Annotated in this window: 3 protein-coding genes and 1 pseudogene; all 4 read right to left on the bottom strand. The window is 47.2% G+C overall.

Features of this window, described 5'->3' with window-relative positions:
- The coding region (locus tag ACRCZA_RS15565; protein WP_438675303.1) for an ABC transporter ATP-binding protein at positions 1 to 893 on the bottom strand (893 nt) is incomplete at its 3' end.
- Complete coding sequence (locus tag ACRCZA_RS15560; protein WP_438675302.1) at positions 890 to 1,720, bottom strand: ABC transporter permease subunit; 831 nt, start codon at positions 1,718 to 1,720, stop codon at positions 890 to 892. The genes ACRCZA_RS15565 and ACRCZA_RS15560, both read right to left, overlap by 4 nt.
- A 133-nt stretch (positions 1,721 to 1,853) precedes the next feature.
- The gene (locus ACRCZA_RS15555; RefSeq protein WP_438675301.1) at positions 1,854 to 2,510 is read right to left on the bottom strand and encodes a YceH family protein; all 657 of its coding nucleotides are present in this window, start codon (positions 2,508 to 2,510) and stop codon (positions 1,854 to 1,856) included.
- Positions 2,511 to 2,664: 154 nt separating this feature from the next.
- Positions 2,665 to 3,138, bottom strand: a pseudogene (locus tag ACRCZA_RS15550) (GntR family transcriptional regulator); the annotation flags it as partial.

Genomic DNA, 3,138 nt, shown 5'->3' with positions numbered 1-3,138 from the left:
TCTTCTAATGTGCGGCCTTTCTGCAGCATTTTATATTGCCAATGGTGTTGTTTAAATAACGTCAGTAGGGCGGTTTCAAATTCATAATTATGGTTTGCCGTATCATCCAATTGGATCACAAACACATTGGGCTGTTTTGAGGTGATATTCACTACACCTGCGATGTGAGCAACGGCTTTGATTAGCAACTCACTGTCGCAGTTTTGCATGGTGAGGGTGAAATAATCATTGCCGCGATTGGATGAGTGCATTGAAATCGATTGGCCCAATTCGCCTTTATCTAAATACAGTACTTGGTCGCAGAGCTTTTCGAGTTCATCCAAATTATGTGAGCTGATCACAAAGGTCGTGGTGGGCGAGAGGCTTCTGACAAGTTCACGGATGTTTTTCGCATTGGCAGGATCGAGCCCTGCGGTGGGCTCGTCGAGTAAGACCAGCTTAGGCGAGCCGATTAAGGCTTGGGCAATCGCTAGGCGTTTACTCATCCCATGGCTAAGGCTGGGGGGCTTTTGCTGCGCCACGTCCGCGAGATCCACTAAGTGCAGTACCCGCATTGCCTCTTGCACAGCCTGTTTACTAGTCATTCCCTGTAGACGACCAAACAAGGTTAATTGGCTGATAATGGTTAAATTCGGATCAAGGGTCGCATCTTGGGGAAGGGCGGCGATTTGTCCTAAGAGTTTAGGGCTATTGGGCGTTTCACCCAGTAACGTGACAGTACCTGCGCTGGGAGTGAGATAACCGCATAGCAGACTAAACAGCGTGGTTTTACCCGCACCGTTGGGGCCGACTAAGGCGATGGGGGCACCAGCCTCAAGTGTTAAGTTAATATTATTGAGGGCTTTTTTATTGCCATAGTGTTTTGACAGCCCTTGGCACTGAACGAGGATCATAGTTGACTCCTTTGGAAATAAACGCGGCCAAGGAAAAGGGCAATTGCGGTTTGCAGTAATGGTATAGGTGCGTAAGCTAAACTATTGAGTCCATTGGTGTTGATCATATTTGACAATTGGGCACCAGGCAGTAGCCATTGTAAGCCTACAAATAAGCGCGACTCGTTACCTAATATCAGCAGTGCAATCGAGACGACTGTCCACAAAATGGTGGCGAGTACCATGGCTTGCCTTGCGGTGTTGGCATAGAGGGACAAAAGAGTCATCACCGCGGTAAAGGGTAAAATGACGATAAGCACATTTACGCCGACTAAGGCGCCTGAGCTTATTGCCGGTAGCAATAAGCTAGCATCGCGACTTAATGCCAGTGCGATGGTGGCGATGATAGTCAATAAAATTAATATGCTTTGGATCAGGAGTTGCCCTAAAAATCGGCCAAACAGTAAGCTGTCTTTACTGGTTCTTAAGGTGTAAAAGCGCAATGTGCCGCGGGTTTTATCCGATGCAAACTGATCGGCGGCAATCAAAATGCTGAACATCGGGAAGAGGTATAAGGCAAAGCACCAGAAGATGGCCATTTCTGCCACGGGCCAGTCAAACAGCACATTCAGCGCTTGGTTGCCTAAGAGGCCATCGATCAGATCTTTAATGCTTGGCTGCATCAATAAGGTCGATGCCCCTTGAATGGGGTAGAGCAATAATATTCCCCATACGAGTGCAAAGGCGATAAGGGCAATCATCCCACGGAGATTAAACAAAAATTTGCGACATTCAAAGCCTGCGATCAACAGCATGTTATTGAATGTACTGGGAGCGTTTGGCGTCATGCACTTTCTCGATAGTATTTGGCGGATAAAGCTTCGCCTGCATTTACCGCTAGGCTGTATTCACGGCTAAGCGGCATTTACAGCTAAGCTGCACTTACAGATAAAAGCATGGCGAACATTTACCCGCGCGCGGTTAAGTTAAGGATGCGATAAGCGATTCCAACTTGTTTTTTAGTTCAGCCACTTGGCATTCAAGCTCAGTGACTCTGGCTTGTAGATCTTGCTTATCCTGATCACTTAGCGGCTTCGCGGCATTCCTTGGCGCCTCGGCTGCCGGTGTATATTCCGCGCCTGCAGAAAACAACTCGGCATAACGGCATTCACGTTTACCCGGCTCTCGTGGCAATTGGGTTAGCACGGGGTTATCGCGCTCCATCAGTTGCTTTATACAAGCTTCAACCTCAAGCACATCTTTAAAATCATGCAGTCTGTTGCTGCGAGTGCGTAACTCGCCGGGGGTTTGTGGGCCGCGAAGTAGCAGCAAACAAACAATCGCTACCGCCGCGCTGGAAAGTTGTAACTCGCTAAATTCGGTATTGCAGAATCGGTGCTTGTATTTCACCACCCGGCTACCAAAGCCCGATTGCTCGCTGATTAAGCGCTTTTTATTTAATGAGTCAAGGGCATCTTGTACTTGCGCTTCAGTGAGTTCTAATACGGGATCGCGGCTGGTTTTTTGATTGCAAGCGAGGGTCAGTGCATTGAGGGACAGCGGATATTGCTCAGGGGTGGTGACTTCTTTTTCAAGTAGGCATCCAATCACTCTGGCTTCGTGTAACGTGAGTTCCATATAAGCTCCAAAGAAAAAAGCATGACTTTGTTATAACAGAGCCATGCTGAATATCCTAGCGCTTGTGGGTAAACGGCGTGTTCAGACGGACTATTTGAACAAATAAACCACGAACCTTAACGTAAGCTGCGTACGCCGTATAAGGTTCAGTTCATTATTCTGTCGCGGTGAGACGTAAGCCATCGTCATCAATGCTTAACTTACCGGCTTTAAACAGGCCACCGATGCTCTTTTTAAAGGCTTTTTTGCTCATACCGAGTTGATCGTAAATCACCTCGGCATCGGTTTTATCCGTAAGGGCTAAAAAGCCATTGGCTTGCTTGAGTTTGCTTAGAATAATATGCGCGTGCTTATCAAGCTCTTGTTTACTGCCTTGCTGCAATACCAGATCAATTTTGCCGTCGCGGCGCACTTGTTTGATAAACCCTTTAACTCTTTGGCCAAAACGCAGTTTTTGGAACACTTCGTTTTGATAGATCACGCCCCAATGGGCATGATTGATAATGGCTTTGTAGCCTAAATCTGTCGTGCCACCGATAAATAAGTCGACCTGTTGGCCTACTTCATAGTGGGCGGGGGTTTTATCGAGGAATTTATCAATTTTTGATGACGCCATAATCCGCTCATC

The organism is Shewanella sp., assembly GCF_051658185.1.
In the GTDB taxonomy this organism is placed as follows: Bacteria; Pseudomonadota; Gammaproteobacteria; order Enterobacterales; family Shewanellaceae; genus Shewanella.
Note: the sequence above shows the minus strand (reverse complement) of the source record. Positions and strands in the feature narration are given on the sequence as shown.